16 protein-coding genes and 1 riboswitch are annotated in these 13,622 nt (G+C 74.4%); of the genes, 10 read left to right on the top strand and 6 right to left on the bottom strand.

Going from position 1 to position 13,622, the window contains the following annotated elements; all coding sequences use genetic code 11:
- The first annotated feature begins 63 nt into the window (after window positions 1–63).
- A riboswitch (FMN riboswitch) is annotated at window positions 64–216 on the top strand.
- An 87-nt stretch (window positions 217–303) separates the two neighbouring features.
- The 8 genes from ribD (at window position 304) to H5V45_RS19125 (ending at window position 6,139) form a co-directional block, all read left to right on the top strand.
- Complete coding sequence (ribD, locus tag H5V45_RS19160; protein ID WP_246416617.1) at window positions 304–1,365, top strand: bifunctional diaminohydroxyphosphoribosylaminopyrimidine deaminase/5-amino-6-(5-phosphoribosylamino)uracil reductase RibD; 1,062 nt, start codon at window positions 304–306, stop codon at window positions 1,363–1,365.
- Window positions 1,365–2,000, top strand: a complete 636-nt coding sequence (locus tag H5V45_RS19155; protein ID WP_185254779.1) for a riboflavin synthase — start codon at window positions 1,365–1,367, stop codon at window positions 1,998–2,000. The genes ribD and H5V45_RS19155 overlap by 1 nt, the downstream gene beginning before the upstream one ends.
- Window positions 2,000–2,698: a nicotinamide mononucleotide transporter family protein gene (locus tag H5V45_RS19150; RefSeq protein ID WP_185254778.1), complete on the top strand. Its 699-nt coding sequence runs from the start codon at window positions 2,000–2,002 to the stop codon at window positions 2,696–2,698. The genes H5V45_RS19155 and H5V45_RS19150 overlap by 1 nt, the downstream gene beginning before the upstream one ends.
- Window positions 2,695–3,993, top strand: a complete 1,299-nt coding sequence (locus tag H5V45_RS19145; protein ID WP_185254777.1) for a bifunctional 3,4-dihydroxy-2-butanone-4-phosphate synthase/GTP cyclohydrolase II — start codon at window positions 2,695–2,697, stop codon at window positions 3,991–3,993. The genes H5V45_RS19150 and H5V45_RS19145 overlap by 4 nt, the downstream gene beginning before the upstream one ends.
- Complete coding sequence (ribH, locus tag H5V45_RS19140; RefSeq protein WP_185254776.1) at window positions 3,990–4,478, top strand: 6,7-dimethyl-8-ribityllumazine synthase; 489 nt, start codon at window positions 3,990–3,992, stop codon at window positions 4,476–4,478. Before H5V45_RS19145 ends, ribH begins: the two co-directional genes overlap by 4 nt.
- Before the next feature lie 70 nt (window positions 4,479–4,548).
- A complete protein-coding gene (locus H5V45_RS19135; protein ID WP_185254775.1) occupies window positions 4,549–4,812 on the top strand; it encodes a phosphoribosyl-ATP diphosphatase in 264 nt (87 codons plus the stop codon).
- Window positions 4,813–4,818: 6 nt separating this feature from the next.
- A complete protein-coding gene (hisG, locus tag H5V45_RS19130) occupies window positions 4,819–5,691 on the top strand; it encodes an ATP phosphoribosyltransferase (protein WP_185254774.1) in 873 nt (290 codons plus the stop codon).
- The gene (locus H5V45_RS19125; RefSeq protein WP_185254773.1) at window positions 5,675–6,139 is read left to right on the top strand and encodes a PH domain-containing protein; all 465 of its coding nucleotides are present in this window, start codon (window positions 5,675–5,677) and stop codon (window positions 6,137–6,139) included. The genes hisG and H5V45_RS19125 overlap by 17 nt, the downstream gene beginning before the upstream one ends.
- Here H5V45_RS19125 and H5V45_RS19120 read toward each other — a convergent pair.
- Window positions 6,136–7,059, bottom strand: a complete 924-nt coding sequence (locus H5V45_RS19120; protein WP_185254772.1) for an aldose 1-epimerase family protein — start codon at window positions 7,057–7,059, stop codon at window positions 6,136–6,138. The two genes, H5V45_RS19125 and H5V45_RS19120, sit on opposite strands and share 4 nt — an antisense overlap.
- Window positions 7,060–7,068: 9 nt before the next feature.
- Window positions 7,069–8,007, bottom strand: coding sequence for a LysR family transcriptional regulator (locus H5V45_RS19115; protein WP_343061649.1), 939 nt, complete (start codon window positions 8,005–8,007; stop codon window positions 7,069–7,071).
- 93 nt (window positions 8,008–8,100) lie between these two features.
- Between H5V45_RS19115 and H5V45_RS19110 the strand changes: the two genes are divergently transcribed.
- Both H5V45_RS19110 and H5V45_RS19105 read left to right on the top strand, forming a co-directional pair.
- Entirely contained in the window at window positions 8,101–9,201 is a 1,101-nt protein-coding gene (locus tag H5V45_RS19110; protein WP_185254771.1) for a TDT family transporter, read from the top strand.
- A gap of 15 nt (window positions 9,202–9,216) precedes the next feature.
- Window positions 9,217–10,200 (top strand): GNAT family N-acetyltransferase, encoded by a 984-nt coding sequence (locus tag H5V45_RS19105; protein WP_185254770.1) that lies wholly within the window; start codon window positions 9,217–9,219, stop codon window positions 10,198–10,200.
- Here H5V45_RS19105 and H5V45_RS19100 read toward each other — a convergent pair.
- Genes H5V45_RS19100 through H5V45_RS19085 form a run of 4 tightly spaced genes read right to left on the bottom strand, consistent with a single transcriptional unit; the run spans window position 10,151 to window position 13,622 of the window.
- Window positions 10,151–10,753 (bottom strand): uridine kinase family protein, encoded by a 603-nt coding sequence (locus tag H5V45_RS19100; protein ID WP_185254769.1) that lies wholly within the window; start codon window positions 10,751–10,753, stop codon window positions 10,151–10,153. The genes H5V45_RS19105 and H5V45_RS19100 overlap by 50 nt on opposite strands.
- Complete coding sequence (locus H5V45_RS19095) at window positions 10,737–11,957, bottom strand: amino acid deaminase/aldolase (protein WP_185254768.1); 1,221 nt, start codon at window positions 11,955–11,957, stop codon at window positions 10,737–10,739. The genes H5V45_RS19100 and H5V45_RS19095 overlap by 17 nt, the downstream gene beginning before the upstream one ends.
- Window positions 11,957–12,400, bottom strand: a complete 444-nt coding sequence (locus H5V45_RS19090) for a cellulose synthase (protein WP_185254767.1) — start codon at window positions 12,398–12,400, stop codon at window positions 11,957–11,959. Before H5V45_RS19090 ends, H5V45_RS19095 begins: the two co-directional genes overlap by 1 nt.
- Window positions 12,401–12,443: 43 nt before the next feature.
- On the bottom strand, window positions 12,444–13,622 hold the full coding sequence (locus H5V45_RS19085) for an LLM class flavin-dependent oxidoreductase (RefSeq protein WP_343061648.1): 1,179 nt from the start codon (window positions 13,620–13,622) through the stop codon (window positions 12,444–12,446).

Below are 13,622 nucleotides of genomic sequence, written 5' to 3'. Positions count from 1 at the left end.
CCCGGGTCATGCCGACCCCGCCCGGCTGCTGTGGCAAACTGGACCGATCGAGTTGACCAAAGCTCGCGTGCTCTGGGGTCGGTGTAATTCCGAGCCGGCGGTGACGAGGCGGAGATCCTTCGCCCCGAAGTCCGCGACCCGCTCACAGCCAGTGAGCGGTTGACCAGGTGGGAATCCTGGACCGACGGTGAAAGTCCGGATGGGAAGCGCACGCAGGTGAGGTCCGCCCCGACGTCCGTCCCCGACGAGCGCGCGGCGACCCTTTCCTGAGGCCCCGGAGTCCGTGACGGACCGGAGGGGCCCATGACGTTCACCGCTGCCGAGCAGCGCGCGATGTCGCGCGCCCTCGAGCTCGCGGCCACCCCGGGCGTCCCCCTCGGCCCGAACCCGCGCGTCGGCTGCGTCCTGCTGGCCGACGACGGCTCCGTCGTGGCCGAGGGCTTCCACGGGGGTGCGGGGACGCCCCACGCCGAGGCGGACGCGCTGGCCCGGGCCGGTGCCGCCGCCCGGGGCACGACCGCCGTCGTCACGCTCGAGCCGTGCAACCACACCGGACGCACCGGCCCGTGCGCGCAGGCGCTCCTCGCCGCCGGCGTACGACGGGTGGTGCTCGCGCAGAGCGACCCGAACCCGGTCGCCGCCGGGGGAGCGGCGACGCTCGCCGCGGCCGGCGTCGACGTGGCCACCGGCCTGCTCGCCGACGAGGCGCGGGCGCTGAACCGCGTCTGGACCTTCGCGGTCGAGCACGGCCGCCCGTTCGTCACCTGGAAGTTCGCCACCACGCTCGACGGCCGCAGCGCCGCGGCCGACGGCACCAGCCGCTGGGTGTCCAGCCGGGCCGCCCGCCTCGACACCCACCGCCTCCGGGCGCTCAGCGACACGATGCTGGTCGGCACGGCCACCGTCGCCGTCGACGACCCCGCCCTGACCGTCCGCGACGAGGAGGACCAGCCGCTCGCCCGGCAGCCGCTGCGGGCGGTCATGGGGCTGCGCGACCTCGCGGCGGACCGACGGATCTTCGACGCCGCCCTCGCCGGCGGCGCCGAAACCGTCCACCTGCGCACCCGCGACCCGCACGTGGCCCTGGCCGAGCTGTTCGTCCGGGACCGTCAGCACGTCTTCCTCGAGGGCGGCCCGACGCTGGCCGCCGCCTTCCTCGCCGCGGGCCTCGTCGACGAGATCGTCGTCTACGTCGCACCCGCCCTGCTCGGCGCCGGCCTCCCGGCCGTCGCCGACCTCGGAATCACCACGATCACGCAGGCGTTCCGTCCCACGGTCACCGACATCACCGTGCTGCCCGGCCTCGACGGCGAGCAGCCGAACGTCCGCCTCACCCTGACCCCCGCACCACGAACGGAGACCTGATGTTCACCGGCATCGTCGAGGAGCTCGGCACCGTCGAGTCCGTCGAGGACCAGGGTGACGCGATCCGCCTCACCATCCGCGCCACCACCGTCCTCGGGGACGCCGGGCTCGGCGACTCCATCGCCGTCAACGGCTGCTGCCTCACGGTCGCGACGCTCGAGGGCGACCTCTGGACCGCGGACGTCATGCAGGAGACGCTCGACAAGACCAGCCTGTACGGCGTCAGCGGGGGCGACCGCGTGAACCTCGAGCGCGCCGTCACCGCCGACAAGCGGCTCGGCGGCCACATCGTGCAGGGCCACGTCGACGGCGTCGGGACCATCACCTCCCGGACGCCCAGCGAGCACTGGGAGCTGGTCGAGGTGACGATGCCGGCCGACCTCGGCCGCTACCTCGTCGACAAGGGCTCGATCACCGTCGACGGCGTCAGCCTGACCGTCGTGGAGACCCGCGGCGACCGGTTCACCGTCAGCCTGATCCCCGAGACCCTGGCCCGGACCACCCTCGGCACCCGCCGCGTCGGTGACCGGGTCAACCTCGAGGTCGACATCCTCGCCAAGCACGTCGAGAAGCTCCTGGCCTGGCGCGACGCGGCCCCGACGGCCCCGGCCGACGACCGGGACGGGGACGCCTGATGCTGGACTGGCTGCTGCACGGCACCATCCCCGTCGGCGACGGCGCGCTCTCGGTGCGCGAGGTCGTCGGCAACCTCTTCGGGCTGGCCAGCGCGCTGCTCGGGATGCGCCGCCTGGTCTGGGCCTGGCCCGTGGGCCTGGTCGGCAACGTCCTGCTCTTCACGGTCTTCGTGAGCGGCGAGCTCAGCGGCCACACCGGCGGCGAGCCGCTGTGGGGCCAGGCCGGCCGCCAGGTCTTCTTCGTGGTCGCCAGCGTCTACGGCTGGTGGCGCTGGCGCAGCCTGCGCGCGGCCGGCGACACCGACGGGGCCGTCCTCACCCCGCGCTGGGCCACCGGGCCCGAGCGCCTGGTCCTGCTGGGCCTCGCCGCGGCCGGCTACGGCCTCGCCTACGCGCTGCTGCTCCGGATCGGCTCCTACAGCCCGGCCACCGAGGCCTGGATCCTGGCCGGCTCGCTGCTCGCGACCTACGGCATGGCCCGCGGCTGGGTGGAGTTCTGGCTCGTCTGGATCGCGGTCGACGTCGTCGGCGTCACCACGCTGGTCCGGGCCGGCTACTACCCGACCGCCGGCATGTACCTCTTCTACGGCGGCTTCTGCGTCGTCGGCCTGATCACGTGGTGGCGCGCCGAGCGCGCCGCCCGCACCCCCACGGTCCCGCCCGTCGGGACCACCCCCCAGCAAGGAGCACGCGCATGACCGAGCCCGCCCCGGACAGCCCCGCGCCGCACGAGAAGGTGCGTCTCGACACGGTCGAGCGCGCGATCGCCGACATCGCGGAGGGCAAGGCCGTCGTGGTCGTCGACGACGAGGACCGCGAGAACGAGGGCGACATCATCTTCGCGGCCTCGAAGGCCACCCCCGAGCTGATGGCGTTCACGATCCGGCACTCCAGCGGCGTGATCTGCGTGCCGATGCCGGCCGACATGCTGGACCGTCTCGAGATCCCGCTGATGACGCCGCACAACAAGGACAAGCTGCGCACGGCGTACACCATCTCGGTCGACGCCCGCGACGGCGTCTCCACCGGCATCAGCGCCGCCGACCGCGCCCACACCGCCCGGGTCCTCGCCGACTCGGCCACCGAGCCGTGGGAGATCACCCGGCCCGGCCACGTCTTCCCGCTGCGCTACCGCGAGGGTGGCGTGCTCGTACGCCGGGGGCACACCGAGGCCGCCGTCGACCTCGCCACCCTGGCCGGTCTCACGCCTGCGGGCGTGCTCGTGGAGGTCGTGAACGACGACGGCACGATGAAGCGCGCGCCCGAACTGCGGGCGTTCGCCGACGAGCACGGCCTGGCGATGATCTCGATCGAGGACCTGGTCCGCTACCGCCGCCGGCACGAGGTGCTGGTGAAGCGCGTCGCCGAGACCCGGCTGCCCACGCGGCACGGCGACTTCACGGCGTACGGCTACCGCATCACCGTCGACGACTCCGAGCACATCGCGCTCGTGCACGGCGACGTCAGCGGCGACGAGCCGGTGCTGACCCGGGTGCACAGCGAGTGCCTCACCGGTGACGTCTTCGGGAGCGCGCGCTGCGACTGCGGCCCGCAGCTGGACGAGGCGCTCGAGCGGATCGTCGAGGAGGGCCGCGGCGTCGTGGTCTACCTCCGCGGCCACGAGGGCCGGGGGATCGGGCTGGTGGCGAAGCTGCAGGCCTACCAGCTCCAGGACGGTGGCCGCGACACCGTCGACGCCAACCTCGACCTCGGGCTGCCCGCCGACGCGCGCCACTACGGCACCGCCACCCAGGTGCTGCGCGACCTGGGCATCGGCAGCGTCCGACTGATGACGAACAACCCCGACAAGACCACCAGCCTCGAGGACTTCGGCGTGCACGTCGCCGAGCGGGTCGGACTGACCCCGCGGCCCAACGACCACAACCTCGCCTACCTGCTGACCAAGCGGGACCGGATGGGGCACGAGATGCCCGACCTGGCCGCCTCCGCGGCCTCGCTGAACGACCCGACCCACGAAGGAGACCACGCATGAGCGGCGCCGGAGCACCCGACCAGAAGCCCGTCGACTGCCACGACCTCCGGGTCGCGATCGTCGCGGCGAGCTGGCACACCGAGGTGATGGACGGGCTGCTCGACGGCTCGCTCCGCGCCTGCCGCGACTACCGCGTCGACGCCCCGAACGTCGTGCGCGTCCCGGGCGCCTTCGAGCTCCCCGTCGTCGCCGCGGCCCTCGCGGCCCAGGGGTACGACGCGATCGTCGCCCTCGGCGTGGTGATCCGCGGGGGCACCCCGCACTTCGACTTCGTCTGCAACGCCGCGACCGACGGCCTGACCCGGGTGGCGGTCGACCACCAGGTGCCGGTCGGCTTCGGCGTACTCACCTGCGACACCGACGACCAGGCGCTGGACCGGGCCGGGCTCGACGGCTCGCACGAGGACAAGGGCTACGAGGCGGCCTCCGCCGCACTCGTCACCGCGCAGACGATCCGCACGATCAAGCGCGGCTACGAGGCCTGAGTCACGCCGGAGGTCCGCGTCCCGGTCCCGCGCAGGAGCCGGGGCGGCGGACCGCCTAGGCTGGTCGACCGTGAAGACGTTCGAGCAGCTCTGGGCCGAGCTCACCGAGAAGGCCGAGACCCGACCCGAGGGGTCCGGCACCGTCCGACAGCTCGACGCCGGCGTCCATGCCATCGGCAAGAAGCTGGTCGAGGAGGCCGCCGAGTCCTGGATGGCGGCCGAGCACGAGGGCAAGGAGCGCGCGGCCGAGGAGATCAGCCAGCTGCTCTACCACGCCCAGTGCCTCATGATCGCCAGCGGCCTCTCGCTCGACGACGTCTACGCCCACCTCTGAGGAACCATGTCGACACCCGTTGCCCCCGCCGGTCGCCCGCTGCGGGTCGCCGTCCCCAACAAGGGGTCGCTGTCCCAGTCCGCCTCCGAGATCCTGCGCGAGTCCGGCTACCGCCAGCGCCAGGACTCCAAGGAGCTGACGCTGATCGACGCCGAGAACGGCGTCGAGTTCTTCTACCTGCGCCCGCGCGACATCGCGCTGTACGTCGGTGAGGGCACCCTCGACGTCGGCGTGACCGGCCGCGACCTGCTGCTCGACTCCCGTGCCAAGGCCGACGAGGTGCTGGGGCTCGGCTTCGGTCGCAGCCGCTTCCACTTCGCCGGGCCTGCCGGCCGGTTCACCGACCTCGCCCAGCTCCAGGGCACCCGGATCGCCACGTCGTACGTCGGGGTCGTGCAGTCGTTCCTCGCCGAGCGCAACATCGACGCGACCGTGACCCGCCTCGACGGCGCGGTCGAGACCAGCATCCAGCTCGGCGTCGCCGACGTGATCGCCGACGTCGTCGAGACCGGCAGCACGTTGCGCCAGGCAGGGCTGGAGGTCTTCGGCGAGGTGATCCTCGAGTCCGAGGCGGTCCTCATCACCCGCGCCGGCTCGGTGCCCGCCGGCTTCGACGTCTTCCGCCGGCGCATCGAGGGCGTCCTGGTGGCGCGCAGCTACGTGATGATGGACTACGACGTCCGCGACGAGCACGTCTCCGCCGCCGTCGCCCTCACCCCCGGCATCGAGGGCCCGACCATCGCCCCGCTGCGGCGCGAGGGCTGGGTCGCGGTCCGCGCGATGGTGCCGCGCGCCGGCTCCCAGCGCCTGATGGACGACCTCTTCGACCTGGGTGCCCGCGGCATCCTGCTCACCGACATCCATGCCTGCCGGCTCTGAGCCCGTGCGGCTCCCGCACACCTGGCGCCCCTTCGGCGCCCGGGTGGCGGGGGTGCTGTTCGGGGGGATGCTGCTGGTCGTCTGCGCCGCAGCCTGGTTCGGCTTCGACGACGAGACCAGGGCGAAGTTCACGGTCTTCCAGCGCGGCACGCTCGTCTTCCTCGGCCTGCTGGCGTTCTCGGCGTGGTTCGCGCTGGTGCGCTCGCGCGTCGTGGCCACGACCGACCGGCTCGTCGTCGTGAACGGCTACCGCCACCACGAGTACGACTGGGCCGAGATCATCGCGGTCCGGCTGCCCCCGGGCGCCCCCTGGGTGACCCTCGACCTCGCCGACGGCACCACCGCCTCCGCCCTGGCGATCCAGGGCTCCGACGGCGGGCGCGCCCAGCGCGCGGTCCGCACGCTGCGGACCCTCGTCGCCGCGTCGTCGGCCTCGCGCGACTCCTAGTCCAGGGCGCGCACGCCCCAGGAGACCGACACCTCGTCGCCGTCCTCCCCGGCCGGCGCCAGCGTGAGCAGGTCCTCGCCGGTGCGGAACGCGTCGGCCTGGGCCGTCATCGGCTCGACCGCCACCGAGCGGCGCGCGGTCGCGGGCACGTCGTCGGCCGTGTAGACCTGCAGCCAGCGGTGGTGCTCGTCGACCCACAGCGCCACCGCGTGCCCCGAGGCCGGGTCGTGCAGGACCGTCGTGGCGATGCCCTGCTCGTCGCGCTCGAGGTCGGTGAAGGCGTGGTCGAGCACGGTGTCGCGGACCGGTCGCGCCACCCGGAAGTCGTACGCCGTGCCCTCGACGCCCGACCGTCCGACGGGCAGCAGGCGGTCGTCGACCTCGGAGCGCGTGGCCGCCGGCAGCGTCAGCTCGACCCCGTCCACCGTCGCCGTCCCGAGCGTCAGGTAGGGATGGGCCCCCGAGGCGTACGGCGCCGGCTCGCCCGACATGTTCGTCGCGGTCTGGGTGACCGTCAGGCCGTCGGCCGACAGGTCGTAGAGCACGTGCAGGTCGAGGGTCCACGGGTAGCCGCTCTGCGCCATCAGCCGGTAGACGAGCGACACCGAGCCGGGGGAGTGCTCCTCGCGGGACCAGGCCACCCACCGGGCCAGGCCGTGCGAGGCGTTGTGCCGGGAGGCCTCGGACAGGGCGAGCTGGAGGTCCCGGCCACCGAAGGAGTAGGAGCCGTCGCGGATCCGGTTCGGCCACGGCATCAGCAGCTGCCCCCGGCCCCCGGACGACATCTGGTCCTCCTCGAACCCGTCGAGCAGCGGCCGGCCGGCGTACGACAGGTGCCGGAGGGCCCCGCCGCTCTCGGTCACGACGGCGCGGTAGCCGCCGCCGGAGATCTCGAACTGGTCGCCGCTGGGAGGAAGCATGCCCCCACCCTAGGGAGTCCGGCGGCCCGCCTCGGCGATGTCCAGCAGGTCGCGGACCGGTCCCGCGGGGGGCGTGGCGCTGCCCCGCCACACGGCGCGCAGCGAGCGGGTCAGCACCAGGTCCCGGATCGGCACCTCCACGAGGGCGCCGGACGCCAGGTCGGCCGCGACGAGCAGCCGGCTCATGCAGGCCGGGGCGCTCCCGGCGCGGACGGCCTGCCGCAGCCCGGTCGCGGTCGAGAGCTCCACGGTCGGGGTCCGCAGCGCCAGCCCGTGCGCGGCGAGCGCCTGCTCCAGCACCTCACGCGTCCCGGATCCCTGCTCGCGGCTCGCCAGCGGCACCGCGGCGACCTCCTCGGCGAGCACGCCGCCGCGGCGTCGTGCCCACGGGTGGTCCGGGGGAGCGACCAGGACCAGCTCGTCCGTGCCGATCTCGCGGCTGCGCAGCCGCCGCTCGCGCTGGGCGCCCTCCACGAAGCCCACGTCGGCGCTCCCGTCGAGCACGGCCTCGACGACGTGGCGCGAGTTCGTGGCCACCAGGCTCACCGAGGCGGGCTCCACGCCGGTGGCGACCTGGCGGGCCCGAAGGTGCACGAGCCAGCGGGGGAGCAGCTGCTCGGCGACGGTCATGCTCGCGGCCACGTTGAGCTCCCGGCGTACGTCGGAGCGCAGTGCGGTGATGGCGCCGTCGACCTCCTGGGCGACCTCGAGGATCCGCTCGGCCCACTCGACCAGGACCGCCCCGGCCGCGGTGAGCGCGGTGCCACGGGCGCCGCGGTCGAGCAGGGTGACGCCCACCTGGGACTCGACCCCGCGCAGTCGCTCGGAGGCGGCCTGCTGGCTGATGCCCTGCCGGCGCGCGGCGGCGCCGATGCTCCCGCTGTGGGCCACGGCGACGAGCAGGTCGAGCGAGGCGAGGTCCGGGAGGTGGGAGCTCAGGCTGGTCACAGGCACATCCTAGGTGCACACACAGGGGGAACCTGTGGACCCACAGGACGAGGTCGTCTACTGCGTCCGCACCGTGGCACCCAGGCTGGAGGCATGACCACGACGACGACCGCTCCCCGCCCGACGACGACAGCACCGGTCGGCCTCCTGGCGTCGTTCGGGCCGAACTGGTTCGCGACCGTGATGGGCACGGGCATCGTGGCGAACGCCGTGGCGACCCTGCCGCTGCAGGTGCCGGGCCTCGTGCTGGCCGCTCGGGTGGTGTGGGTGCTGGCGGCCCTGCTGCTGGTGGTGGTCTCGGCGGCGACCGCCGGGCACTGGGTCCACCACCGCGAGCGCGCACGCCGTCACCTCGCCGACCCGGTGATGGCGCACTTCTACGGCGCGCCCGCGATGGCGCTGATGACGGTCGGTGCCGGGGCGCTGCTCCTGGGGGTCCCCGTCGTCGGCCACACCGCGGCGGTCACCCTCGACGCGGTCCTGTGGAGTGCCGGCACCCTGCTGGGCATCGGCACCGCGGTGGTCGTCCCGTTCCAGGCGTTCACCCGCCACGAGAACGCGCCCGACTCCGCCTTCGGCGGGTGGCTCATGCCGGTCGTGCCCCCGATGGTCAGCGCCGCGACGGGACCGCTCCTGCTGCCGCACCTGCCGGCCGGGCAGCCACGACTGACCCTGCTGGTGCTCTGTGCCGCGCTCTTCGGCCTCACGCTCGTCGCGAGCCTGGTGGTCATCGGCCAGGTCTGGTCGCGGCTGGTCCACCACGGCGTGGGCGCGGCGGCCGCGGTTCCCACGTTCTGGATCGTGCTGGGCCCGCTCGGCCAGTCGGTCACGGCTGCCCACACCATCGCCCTGGCGGCCCCGGGCGTGCTGCCCGCGCCGTACGGCGCCGGCCTCCCGGTCCTCGCCCTCGCCTTCGGGCTCCCGATGTGGGGCTTCGCCCTCCTCTGGCTCGCGCTGGCCGCCGCGATCACGGTGCGCACCCTGCGCGCCGGGCTGCCGTTCTCGATGACGTGGTGGTCCTTCACCTTCCCGGTCGGCACCCTGGTGACGGGCACCTCCGGGCTCGCGGACCTGACCGGGGCCACGGTGCTCGTCGTCGCGGCGGTCGCGCTCTACGCCGGGCTCGTCGTGGCCTGGGGCGTCGTGGCCGTGCGCACGATCCGTGGGGTTCTCGACCGCTCGCTGCTGTCGTGACCTAGCCTCCGCCCCATGGGGGACGACATCCGCACGCTGACCAGCACCGACGCCGACGAGTTCGGGCGGCTGTGCGCCGCCGTCGAGCGCGACCACCCGACACCGCTGCGGCTCACCGCCGACGACTTCCGCGAGATGGGCCAGATGCCCGGGACCCGCTTCTTCGGCGCCTTCGACGGCCCGACGATGGTGGGGTGGTCCGGCTTCCTCGCCAGCGTCCAGCCGGCCTGCCAGCGGTTCCTCGTCGACGGCGACCACGACCCCGCCCGTCCCGCGGGTGAGCTGCCGGCCGCCCTGCTCGCCACCGCGCTGGACGCGGCCCGCGCCTGGCACGTCGACACCGAGCCGGACCTGCCGGTGCTGTTCGTCAACCGGGCCGCCCAGGGGCGCACCGCGCACGAACGCCTCGTCACCGGCCTGGGCTTCGCCCCCGAGCGCTACCGCTACCTCATGCTGGCCGACCTCGCGGACGTGCCCGAGCCGCCCGCGCTGCCCGACGACCTGGTGCTGACGACCTTCTCCGACGACGACAGCGAGCGGCTGCGGCGGGCCCACAACGAGGTGTTCCGCGACTACCCCAACGGCGCCACGGCCGACGAGGACAACTGGGCCGGCTTCATGCTGGCCGGCCACGCGCGTCACCACCTGTCGTACGTCCTGAGCGACGCGGGGGGCGCGGTGGCGGCCTACGCCTTCGCGCACGAGTACGGCGCCCCGGCGTCCGGCCGCGCGGAGGACCGGGAGGTCTACTTCCCCTACATCGGCACCGCCCGGCCGCACCGCGGGCGGGGCCTCGCCTCGGCTCTCGTGGCCCGCACGCTGCACGCCGCGGCCGCCGAGGGGTTCACCGCGGCCAGCCTCGACGTCGACATGGAGAACCCCGACGGCGCGTCCGGCATCTACGAGCGGTCGGGCTTCCGGGTGCACCACACGTTCGTGGAGTACGCCCTCAGGGAGTCGGCCCCGGAGCCGGAGGACCCGGCGCCCGCGGAGGCCTGACGCCGGTCCCGTCGACGAGCACGTCGGCCCGGGCCTCGGTGCCCTCCCGGAGGAACAGCGCGGCCTCGTCGGCCATCCAGCGCCGCCAGGGCCCGGCCAGCTCGGCGCCGTCCCGCTCGAGGCCGCGGGCGAGCCGCAGGTCCGCCGGGGCCGAGACCCACACCAGCACGGTCGCCAGGTCGGCGTGCGCGCGCGAGCCGGAGGCCACGCCCTCGAGCACCAGCAGCGGTGACGGCTCGACCACCACGGTCTCGGCGTAGGCGCCGGCGACCCAGTCGTAGCGCCGGTAGCGGCCAGGCCCCCCGGCCGCGAGCGGGCGCAGCAGGCTGTCGAGCTGGTCGGTGATGCGGGGGAGCCCGTCCCACCCGTCGTAGAGGTCGTCCAGGTGCACGACCCGGGCGTCCGGGCGCGCCGCCAGCAGCGCCGCCGCCAGCGTGGTCTTGCCCGAGCCGGCGGGGCCGTCGACGCACACGAGCCGTCCGGCACCCAGGGTGGGCGGACGGGACTCCGCCAGCGCCAGCACGACGGCGGACGGGTCAGAAGGCGAGGCCATGCCCGCGGTAGGTCGGCACCGAGTCGACGATCCGGTCGGCGGCCAGCAGGTGCACGGTGGTGGTGTGCTCGAAGGGCTCGCCGGACTTGGCGTGGCGGAACCACACGAGGTCGCCGATCGCCAGCAGCGACGCGGCGTGGCCGGTCAACGGCGTCTGGACCTCGCCGGCCCCCTCGAGACCCAGCAGCTGCAGCCCCGCGGGCGCCCACGGCTGGGGCAGGCGGTCGTCGCCGGCCGGGCCGGAGGCGACCAGGCCGCCGCCGTGCACGGTCGCGACCTCCGCGGAGGGTCGGCGGACCACCGGGAGTGCGAAGTACGACGCCGGGCGCGGCTCGAAGGCCTGGTAGTGGTCGAACAGCGTCGGCACGAGCAGGCCGGAGCCCGCGGCGACCTCGGTGACGACCGGGTCGGCGGACGAGGCCTCGACCGAGCCGGAGCCGCCTGCGTTCCAGAACTCCAGCTCGGTGACCGCGGCCAGCGCGTCGGCGATCTCGCGGCGCCGCGCCTCCACCTGGTGCATCGAGAGCGACTTCATCCGGCGCACCACGAGTGAGCGGGCGCGGCCCGCGCCCGGCAGGTCGTCGGGCAGGCCGGCCACCTGGCCCTCGTAGGTCATCGCGCCGACGAGGCGGAACCCCTCGCGCCCCGCGACGGTCCGGGCCATCGCGACGACCGAGCCGGCGTCGTACAGCGGCGAGCGCTTGGGGCCGACGTGCTGGCCGCCCATCCGCAGGCCGGCGTCCACGTCGAGGGCGACCCGGACCGGCACGGCTCGCGAGGCGCGGAGCGAGTCGACGAGGTCGAGGTGGGCCGGGTCGTCGACCATCAGCGTGATCTGGGCGGCCGCCGACGGGGAGGCCACCAGGTCGGCGAGGGCACCGCGGTCGACCGAGGGGTAGGCGACCACGATGTCGTCGCTGAGGCCCTGCTCGTGCAGCCAGAGCGCCTCGCGCAGCGTGTAGGCGAGGACGCCCGAGAAGCCGTCGTGGGCGAGGGCGCGCTGCAGCAGGGCCGGGACGCGCAGCGACTTGGAGGCGACGCGCAGCGGCTTGCCGCCGGCCCGGCGGACCAGGTCGTCGGCGTTGGCGTCGAAGGCGTCGAGGTCGACGAGCATCAGCGGCGTCGGCAGGGGTCCGTCGTGCTGGGCGACGGCCGCGTCGAGCCGGGACCGCAGCCGGTTGCGATCCACGGGGGAGGCGCCCATCAGGAGATGCCGCGCCGGCGCAGCAGCGCCTCGATGTCCGCCATGTCGTCGTCGCCGACCGCGGGCGTGCCCTGGCCGCGGCCCGCGGGCGGCAGCGCGGTGCCGCGGGTGCGCTTCGTGCTGCCGGCGTCGGGCGTGCGCGCCAGCTGCCGGGCCCGCAGGACCGACGACACGCTGAGGAGCAGAGCGGAGACGCCGGCGAGGACGACACCGGTCCACACGAACGGGTTGAAGACGAGGTTGGTGGCCCAGTCGGCCACCGCGTCGACGATGCGGGTGAACATCTGCAGGGTCTTGGTGAGGTACGCCGCGGCGGGCAGCAGCGTGAACGCCAGCGCGCGCAGGCCGGAGGCGAGTCCCCGTCGGCGGAAGGACAGCCAGGTCCAGATCGCCCCGAGGACGGTGAGGGTCAGGGTGAGGGCGCCCCAGGTCACGTCGTCCACGCCCCCAGCCTGACACACGGCTGGGGGCGTGGAGCGGACTGCGTCAGGCCGACACGGCCACCGGCGCGGCGGCCGTCCGGCCGAAGAGACCGCGCCGGCGCAGCACGGGCATGACGCCCTCGCCGAACCAGTAGGCCTCCTCGACGTGGGGGTAGCCCGACAGGATGAACTCGTCGATCCCGATCCGGTGGTACTCCTCCAGCCGGTCGGCGACCTCCTCGTGGCTGCCCACGAGCGCCGTGCCGGCGCCGCCGCGGACCAGGCCGACGCCCGACCACAGGTTGGGGGCGACCTCGAGGTCGTGCGCGTCGGCGTACGACGACCGGCCGCCGCGCAGCGACAGCATCCGCTGCTGGCCCGTCGACTCGCTCTTGCTGAGCGCCTCCTGGGCCTTGGCGATCGTCGCCGGGTCGAGCCCGTCCAGCAGCCACTGGGCGTGCTGCCACGCGGCCTCGCTGGTGTCGCGCGAGAGCGTGTGGATCCGCAGCCCGAAGCGCAGCGTGCGCCCCTCGGCCGCGGCGAGCTCCCGCATCCAGGCGATCTTCTCGGCCACCAGCTCCGGGGGCTCGCCCCACGTCAGGTAGACGTCGGCGTGCCGGGCCGCCACCGGGCCGGCCGGGCCCGAGGACCCGCCGAAGTAGATGTCCGGGGCCGGGTCGACCCCGCCGCTGACCATCGCGCCGGTGGCGCTGTAGTGCTCGCCCGAGAAGTCGAACGGCGCCTCGTGCCACGCGCCGCGCAGGACCGACAGGAACTCGTCGGTCCGGGCGTAGCGCACGTCCTTGGGCGCGTCGTCCCCGAAGCGGGCCTGCTCGACGGGCTCGCCGCCGGTCACGATGTTGAGCATCAGCCGGCCGCCGGAGATCCGCTGGTAGGCCGCTGCCATCTGCGCGGCGAGGACGGGGTTGATGACGCCCGGCCGGAAGGCCACGAGGAACTTCAGCGTCGTCGTCTCGCGCAGCAGGGCCGCGGTCGTGAGCCAGGCGTCCTCGCAGAAGGTCCCGGTCGGCGTCAGCACGCCCTCGAAGCCGAGCTTCTCGGCCGTGCGGGCGACGTCGGCGAGGTAGTCGATCGAGGGGTCACGGAAGCCGTGGGTCGCGGTGTCCCGCAGGCCGTTGCGCACGTCCTGCGGGACTCCCTGACCCGCCCCCACGAGGGACCGGCTGTCGCCGGACGTGGGGAGGAACCAGTGCAGCCGCATCGGTCCGGTCGGTCCCGGCAC

This window comes from Nocardioides luti, from assembly GCF_014212315.1.
Classification (GTDB): domain Bacteria; phylum Actinomycetota; class Actinomycetes; order Propionibacteriales; family Nocardioidaceae; genus Nocardioides; species Nocardioides luti.
Note: the sequence above shows the minus strand (reverse complement) of the source record. Positions and strands in the feature narration are given on the sequence as shown.

What these genes read in the sequence shown, in the direction of transcription:
- H5V45_RS19150 (WP_185254778.1), top strand. Translation starts at nt 2,000, where the DNA reads ATGCTGGACTGGCTGCTGCACGGCACCATCCCCGTCGGCGACGGCGCG.
- H5V45_RS19105 (WP_185254770.1), top strand. Translation starts at nt 9,217, where the DNA reads ATGGGGGACGACATCCGCACGCTGACCAGCACCGACGCCGACGAGTTC.
- H5V45_RS19110 (WP_185254771.1), top strand. Translation starts at nt 8,101, where the DNA reads ATGACCACGACGACGACCGCTCCCCGCCCGACGACGACAGCACCGGTC.
- H5V45_RS19155 (WP_185254779.1), top strand. Translation starts at nt 1,365, where the DNA reads ATGTTCACCGGCATCGTCGAGGAGCTCGGCACCGTCGAGTCCGTCGAG.
- H5V45_RS19120 (WP_185254772.1), bottom strand. Translation starts at nt 7,059, where the DNA reads ATGCTTCCTCCCAGCGGCGACCAGTTCGAGATCTCCGGCGGCGGCTAC.
- H5V45_RS19145 (WP_185254777.1), top strand. Translation starts at nt 2,695, where the DNA reads ATGACCGAGCCCGCCCCGGACAGCCCCGCGCCGCACGAGAAGGTGCGT.
- H5V45_RS19125 (WP_185254773.1), top strand. Translation starts at nt 5,675, where the DNA reads ATGCCTGCCGGCTCTGAGCCCGTGCGGCTCCCGCACACCTGGCGCCCC.
- H5V45_RS19100 (WP_185254769.1), bottom strand. Translation starts at nt 10,753, where the DNA reads ATGGCCTCGCCTTCTGACCCGTCCGCCGTCGTGCTGGCGCTGGCGGAG.
- ribD (WP_246416617.1), top strand. Translation starts at nt 304, where the DNA reads ATGACGTTCACCGCTGCCGAGCAGCGCGCGATGTCGCGCGCCCTCGAG.
- H5V45_RS19095 (WP_185254768.1), bottom strand. Translation starts at nt 11,957, where the DNA reads ATGGGCGCCTCCCCCGTGGATCGCAACCGGCTGCGGTCCCGGCTCGAC.
- ribH (WP_185254776.1), top strand. Translation starts at nt 3,990, where the DNA reads ATGAGCGGCGCCGGAGCACCCGACCAGAAGCCCGTCGACTGCCACGAC.
- hisG (WP_185254774.1), top strand. Translation starts at nt 4,819, where the DNA reads ATGTCGACACCCGTTGCCCCCGCCGGTCGCCCGCTGCGGGTCGCCGTC.